Genomic DNA, 6658 nt, shown 5'->3' on the forward strand with positions numbered 1-6658 from the left:
CCGCGAACGCGTCGCAGTCCTCGCGCGAGGTCTCGTACACCCTGGCGACCTCCTCGGCGGTCTCCGGCATCGAGAACGTGGCCTTCCCCTCGCGAGCGAGCTCGCCCGAGAGGAACGCCGGGTTGGTGAACCGCCAGCCGATCGAGGTGTCGAACACCCCGCCCGGACGGGCGAACGCCTTCTCCGGCTTCTCCATGACCCACGGCGCGCGGCTCATCGACTCGACGCCGCCGGCCACCACGAGGTCCGCCGCCCCGGCCTTGACCATGTGAGACGCCATGATGATCGCCGAGAGGCCCGACGCGCACAGCCGGTTGACAGTGATCCCCGGCACGGAGTCCGGGTAGCCGGCCAGAAGCCACGCCATCCGCGCCACGTTCCGGTTCTCCTCCCCCGCACCGTTGGCGTTCCCGAGGATCACCTCGTCCACCGCGCCCGGGTCGATGCCCGCGCGTTCGACGGCGGCGCGCACCGTGAGTGCCGCAAGATCGTCGGGCCGCACCGAGGAGAGCGAACCGCCATACCGGCCCACCGGGGTCCGCGCGCCGCCGATCAGAAAGGCCTCAGCCATGAGCACATCCTTATGCGTAGGGGTCCGCGGCCAAATTACCGACCGTTCGTTCTATAAAGATTACCCGCGGCGGCCCGTGGGTCAACCCGTGACCGCGGAACCGGTTCGGCCGCCCGCTCGTTCCACCGGCAAATGAGCACTCCCAACTCGATGCCCCCCGCGACCCTGCGCCGCCGCCCCGGCGACCCTGCGCCGGGCCGCCGCTTCGGCCGTTACACGTCGGCAGATCTCTTCGCGGTCCTCCTCTACGTGCTGCTACCGGTGGCCGTCGCGTTCCTGCCGCTCGAGCGCTCCGCATGGCTCCAGGCCCATCCGGAGATCGGTTCGTATCTGGTCAACCTCGGGATCTACGGGATCGTGTTCATCGTCACGTCGATCGCCGCCCGCGCGTACATCGCACGCGACGTGCGCATCCTCGCGACCCGCCCGTGGTTCACGGCCGGAATCCTCCCGCTCATGCTCGTCGCAATGATCGTGGCCTCGGCCATCGCCGTCGCCCTCGCCGGCGGCCTCGAGGTCACCCAGAACCAGGAGAGCATCCAGGCACTCGCGAAGGGGATCCCGTGGTGGTTGACAGCGCCCCTGCTCGTGATCCTCGGGCCGTTCGTCGAGGAATACATCTTCCGCCACCTCATGATCGGGAAGCTCAGCCGGTACCTCAACCGCTGGGTCTGCTATGCGCTCTCGCTCGGGTTCTTCGCGTCGCTGCACACGCTCAGCACGGCAGGCTTCACTCTCCAGGCCCTCGCCCCCTACCTCGGCCTCGGGGCCGTGCTCGTCTTCGCCTACGTCTGGACCGGCAACAACCTCGCGTTCAGCGTCTCCCTCCACGCACTCAAGAACCTGCTCTCCGTGGTGCTCATGTACGCGGTGGACCTCTCGGCGCTTCAGTCGTAGCAGGCGGGCGCGCTCGGCTATGCGGGATAAGGCCGTGCCTCCCGGTCTTCCATTGCCTCACGGGCGAAAAGAACCGCATCCGCCCGATCAGATCGGGTGTACGCCACATCGTCGTCGCCATACATCTCCTCGGCAATGCGGGCGGCGTCTTCGGGCCCGTCGAGGCCCAGTCTGTGGATGAGGAATTGGAGGTCAGGAAGATCGCGATCGCGGGCCGCGCTGAGTTTCATGGCCAAGAGGGTCTCCGGCGATGCCACCGCCAGGCGGAGAGGAGCGTCAAGGTCGATCTCGATCCACTTTGCACCTTGAGGGATCCAGGCCGTCGCCGAGGCGTTGAGCCAGTCCTCAGGTAGGTTGAGATCCTGAGCCATCTCAGCGACTACGGCCTCGATGTCGACCACTGGGGCATACGAGGCATCAATGTCCTTGGTACGACGGCGTGCGCTGCCCGCAAAGAATAATGCGGCACCTCCAACGAGCCGGAGCTCCGCACCAACACCGCGCACCTCAAGCCGCCTGCCCAGCTCGCGAAGCAGCTCAACTATCTCATCGCGATCGAACTCTCGGTGGCTCATCCAGCTTCCAGAGACTTGTCGTTCAAGTAGACGTTGAATTCGGCAAACTCTTTGGGGGTACGACGCACGATGAGTTCGCGGTAGGCATCGCCCAGCTTCCGAAAGCCCTCGGCGGGAAACCACGGCTCGGCGAGGCGAATTCCCCAGCGCGGTCTGGCTCCGCTGTCACGCAGCGCAACCCTTGCTCCGGCGGCCAGCAAGGCGTCCCATCGCGCGTCACCAGTAGTACCAGGCCTCTTCAGGACTGTCGGTTTCATAACCTGCAGCCGCTTGAGACCGTCAAGAGCGAGCCGCAACGCGAAGTCAGCGTCGCCACGCTTGAGCTCATCACGGACCAGCTCCGCTGTCTCGTCAAACACGGCCTGGGGCGTTGGCCGAGGGGCTTGCCAAATCAGCCCAACCCGGCTAGCGACATGGAGCGCCGGCCCCAGTTCCGCAGTCCCCTTGCCTGCCTCAAGATCTCCGATGAGCTTCCGGGAGACACCGGCACTGTGTGCGAGCTCCGCCTGCGAGAGGCCGGCCTGAATGCGCGCACCGCGGATCGCCCTTCCGAGGTCCGCCGGGCTCGCAATCATTGCCATGTCTCCATTTTGACACCAAGCGGTTACAAAATGCCAGCGCCGGATCGAGATCTCTCGTGTTCCGGTTCCCGACCGCGGCGCCACCTTCCCTCCTTTCGGCGAGCCATATCTTTCGAGGAGCCATCTAGCTCAGCCGTGTTAAATCCAGCGCCGCAGGTCCCAATGTGGGTTAAATCCCTTGAGGCTGCACTGTTCGTCTCCTTTGGGGCTGCGCTGTTCATCCCGCCATAAGGCACTCGACACATCCGTGCGGTAACCGTGGGATCGGGCCGTCTTCTTGGGCTCGTTGTGGACAGCTTCCGGGCTGATTGTGGCCAGAAACTGGCCACGATTGGGCCAGATCCAGGCCAAGGCGAAGTAGTCGGCATGTTCTGGGCCAAACATGGCCAGAATCTGCCCAGCTTTGGCCACCTGCGAGCGCAGATTTGGTCATTTTTGGGTTAAGAGGGTCACTCCGTCTATATATGGCAACGAGAGAAAACCTCGTCGATGAAGTGGAGAGAGAGGGGTGTGCTGATGGCGGGCCGTCAGAGCAAGGCAGACACACCAGCGAAGCCGCAACCGCATCGTTTTCGCGTGAGCGTTCCCGCGGCTGATGAGGCCGTGGTGGCGTGGATGGAGTTGCAGGACAACCCTTCGCTGTCAGTGCGAATGCTGATCCGCGAGAGCATCGAGCGCCAAGGCTACGTTGACATCGTGAACCGCCCGGTGAGCCAGCTCCCTAGGCACAGCCGGCAGGCTGAAGCATCTGAGGAGCTCCGCGCGGCCGAAGGGGCTCTTGCCGAGCTCAAGCCGCAACCGTTTATCCCGGCCTCGGAGCCGGAGGTCTGGGCGGAGGCTCCAACGCCTGCACCGCGGTCTCAGGCCACTCCGGCGGCCCCTACTCCCGCACCGTCCGAGCCAGAACAGTCTTCGAGCGAACTGCATGATGTCAACGACATCTTCTCCAGAATGCGGTAGCTCGCGCAGCGACATCACCCACTTTTGAATGAAGGGAACACGCATGACCATCTCGATCAACCTGACCGGCGGAATCGACGTCGGCAACGGCTATGTCAAAGGCCTCATCCGGGGTGCCGGGGGGTCCAGCACGGCCACCATCGACGAGATCGACCTTCCCAGCGGCGTCGCGCTCATCACGAGGTCCAACGCACTGCCCAATGCGGACGGCGAGGCCCCGGCCAAGATGGCGGGCGACTTCTACAACGAGCTGGACGTGAGCTTCGCCTCGCCGCTCATCAGCGACCAGTACCGGCGCCTGTTCGGCACGCGCGCGCTGAGCGCCCAGGGTGCGTTCGACGAGTTCGATGTGGTGGGCCGCCGCAGCAAGGCCCAGCAGGAACTGAGCAAGGTGCTAGTCATGGGCGCGTTCGCGGCCAAGGCTCTGCGCGACTACGTCCGGGAGAATGGCATGCTCCCGCCTGCCGACGAGACGCTGAACGTGCAGGCCCGGGTCGCTCTGGCGCTGCCGATCAACGAGTACATGGCGCATCGCACGAGCTACGCTGCCGAGTTCACGAACGGCACGCACACCGCCACGGTGCACAACTTCGATACTCCGGTGACGATCAAGCTCCGCTTCGTGGACGTGCAGGTGATCCCCGAGGGCGCTTCGGCCCAGTACGCGATCACCGTCAAGGGCGAGGATCTGATGGACGCGATGCTGGCAGACGTGCGCCGCCGGGGAGTGACCCTCGAGGGAATCACCTCCGCCGACGTGCTCGCTGCCCAGCACACCGTCGGCATCGACATCGGTGAGGGCACCGTGAACTTCCCGGTATTCACCGCCGGCAAGTTCAATGCGGATGCCTCGACCACCTACAACAAGGGGTACGGCTCGGTGCTCACCGGCGCCCTCAAGGCCATGGATGACCGCGGCTTCATCTCCGGCTTCACGTCCCGCAAGCAGCTCGCAGAATACCTCCAGGCCGGGCCGAGCGCCCTCAAGCGCAACTTCTATCAGAAGGTCGCGCAGTTCGTGGAGGAGGAGATGATGTTCTTCTCCAAGGAAATCGCCGAGCAGTTCGGACGGGTACTGGCCGTTGTCGGTGCAACCACCGAGGTCGCCTATGTCTACGGCGGCGGCGCCGGTCCCGTGAAGGCCTTCCTGTACCCCGCGCTTCTGGACAAGGCCACCGAGATGAACTCGGAGGACTCGTTCCCGACGCTGTACCTGGATTCGTCCTACTCGCGTCACCTGAACCGCGAGGGCCTCTACATTGCGGCCCAGACGGTGGAGCGCAAGACCGACCCGGCCCTTGCATCGGCCGGACGCGGCAAGCGCAACCGGAGTTCCGAGGACAAGGAACTCACCACCGCTGAGGTGTAGTCCGCGCTGACGCACTGGCTTCAGGATTACTCCTTGCACGGCCACTGACGGGCACGAAGAGGCTCTTCCCGGGCATCCCCCGGGAAGAGCCTCTTCGTTTGTCCAACACGGACGCCAAGTCGGGTGAGGGGTGGACGAGACAGCCGGACACCAATCCGAACCCTGAACATGGAACTCCGAAAGCATTGCACGGCGACGCCCCGCTGTGGAGTCGAAGGCCTGAAGAAGTTGCCAATCCAGAAATCCGAAAACTCATCCTGCACCCAGAGGCCCCCTACGGCTGGGACGAGCACGGAGTTCGATTGACGGAGGAAGGTTGGAACTCCCGGTTCGCTGGCCCCAACAAGTCCGACGGCGCGCCCGGCGGGATCGACTGGCCGGGCAATGACGGGGCAGTGCCAGGAACGCGGCGTCCAATATCGGGATCTGGATGCATTGCTAAGGGACTACCCGGAACTCCGTCACGTTGATCGACTCGGCGGCGAGAGTGGCCCATACCTTGCGGGCCGAGGGACCCCATTCGAACAGCGTAGCCTCACCCCCGGTCACACCGCGTTCGAATACAACCGATACGAACTTACTGGGACATTACCGCCGCACGTCCACGCCGAGGTGTCACGGATAGAATCCGGCCTCGGGTTCCCTGGTGGTGGCTGGCAGATTAGATTCTGGGACGAGAAACTGGAAGAGTGGGTCAAAGTTAAGGATCTACTCAACCCCGAAGAATATGGAGTACTCAAAGGATGAACGTTCTCGAGCGTCTCGTCGAGCTAACAGAGTTTGCGAAGATCGGCGGATGGACGCTGGAGACCACACCCGATGCCGCCTTCGCAGCCACATCAGGCGACTCCAATGACTACTGTTTCATGAAGGACGGCCAGTACATCCTCCAGCAGGAGGAGAGAGGCACACTTCTGCGCCCAGAATTCATCTCACCGGAGATCGATTGTCTTGAAAAGTTCCTGACGTTTCGCTATGGGCCTGATGTCAGGAGAAAATGCGGAATGTCAAGGAAATATCTGCGGGTCGATCCGATCGAGATTGACGAGACCAGGAATGGATTTCATTTTTCAGGCGAAATCAAGGATGTCCACGTCACATGGACGGACCATGAAGGAGCGCATCGCGTGTCGGGATTACGACATTTCGAAGCGGCGAGGTTTTCTGTTTATGCCCGCTACGACGCAGGAACAATTCGCCAGTCCTTCCTACGGGAGGACGGACACCCCCTCTTCACGGCCCACGAATAGCGTACGGACGACGTCTCCCTCGCCAAGGGCGAGTGATTTCATGGAACTCAGAGCCCAAGCTCATAGGACAAAGCGTCGAGCTTTGGTGCACCGTCAGTGACCTGGGCGTGCAGCCGCAGCTCCTCCGCCCCCTCGAGCCCGCCGAACCAGCGCAGGAGCGCTGCGTCGTGGCTCGTGACCACGAGCGTGCCCCGGTAGCTCTCGAGCGCCTCCTCGAGCTCGCCCACGAGCAGGGGCGCGAGGTGATTGCTCGGCTCGTCGAGCAGCAAGAGCTCCGGATGCCCGGACAGGAGCCGCGCGAGCGCGAGCCGGCGATACTGCCCTGCCGAGAGCGATCCCACCGGCACGAAGAACTCCTGGACCCGGAACAGGCCGAGGTGCAGGAGCCGCTCGGCGTGTTCGTCGAGGTCACCCGGGAGCCCGGCGGCGTAGGCCGCGAGCAGGCGCGCGTGCGG

9 protein-coding genes are annotated in these 6658 nt (G+C 63.8%); 5 read left to right on the top strand and 4 right to left on the bottom strand.

Annotated features, from left to right (window positions below; translation table 11 throughout):
* The coding region (locus ACLN58_RS15715; protein ID WP_415856195.1) for a beta-ketoacyl synthase N-terminal-like domain-containing protein at positions 1-571 on the bottom strand (571 nt) is incomplete at its 3' end.
* 132 nt (positions 572-703) lie between these two features.
* Here ACLN58_RS15715 and ACLN58_RS15720 point away from each other — a divergent pair.
* Positions 704-1468: a lysostaphin resistance A-like protein gene (locus ACLN58_RS15720; RefSeq protein WP_415856196.1), complete on the top strand. Its 765-nt coding sequence runs from the start codon at positions 704-706 to the stop codon at positions 1466-1468.
* A gap of 17 nt (positions 1469-1485) precedes the next feature.
* Here the strand turns inward: ACLN58_RS15720 and ACLN58_RS15725 are convergent, their stop codons facing one another.
* Together ACLN58_RS15725 and ACLN58_RS15730 are read right to left on the bottom strand one after the other, a co-directional pair.
* Positions 1486-2043: a DUF6036 family nucleotidyltransferase gene (locus ACLN58_RS15725; protein WP_415856197.1), complete on the bottom strand. Its 558-nt coding sequence runs from the start codon at positions 2041-2043 to the stop codon at positions 1486-1488.
* A complete protein-coding gene (locus ACLN58_RS15730) occupies positions 2040-2624 on the bottom strand; it encodes a helix-turn-helix domain-containing protein (protein WP_415856198.1) in 585 nt (194 codons plus the stop codon). Before ACLN58_RS15730 ends, ACLN58_RS15725 begins: the two co-directional genes overlap by 4 nt.
* A gap of 576 nt (positions 2625-3200) precedes the next feature.
* On the opposite strand from ACLN58_RS15730, the gene ACLN58_RS15735 reads away from it, so the two are divergent.
* The 4 genes from ACLN58_RS15735 (at position 3201) to ACLN58_RS15750 (ending at position 6203) form a co-directional block, all read left to right on the top strand.
* Positions 3201-3584, top strand: a complete 384-nt coding sequence (locus tag ACLN58_RS15735) for a hypothetical protein (RefSeq protein WP_415856199.1) — start codon at positions 3201-3203, stop codon at positions 3582-3584.
* Between the two features lie 43 nt (positions 3585-3627).
* The gene (locus ACLN58_RS15740; protein ID WP_415856200.1) at positions 3628-4953 is read left to right on the top strand and encodes a hypothetical protein; all 1326 of its coding nucleotides are present in this window, start codon (positions 3628-3630) and stop codon (positions 4951-4953) included.
* Between the two features lie 384 nt (positions 4954-5337).
* Positions 5338-5700 carry a TNT domain-containing protein gene (locus ACLN58_RS15745; RefSeq protein WP_415856201.1) on the top strand — a complete coding sequence of 121 codons (363 nt, stop codon included), beginning with the start codon at positions 5338-5340 and terminating at the stop codon, positions 5698-5700.
* Entirely contained in the window at positions 5697-6203 is a 507-nt protein-coding gene (locus ACLN58_RS15750) for a hypothetical protein (RefSeq protein ID WP_415856202.1), read from the top strand. Before ACLN58_RS15745 ends, ACLN58_RS15750 begins: the two co-directional genes overlap by 4 nt.
* 47 nt (positions 6204-6250) lie before the next feature.
* Here the strand turns inward: ACLN58_RS15750 and ACLN58_RS15755 are convergent.
* A partial coding sequence (locus ACLN58_RS15755; protein WP_415856203.1) for an ATP-binding cassette domain-containing protein occupies positions 6251-6658 on the bottom strand: 408 nt, incomplete at its 5' end.

The organism is Sinomonas sp. G460-2, from assembly GCF_047759905.1.
Lineage (GTDB): Bacteria > Actinomycetota > Actinomycetes > Actinomycetales > Micrococcaceae > Sinomonas.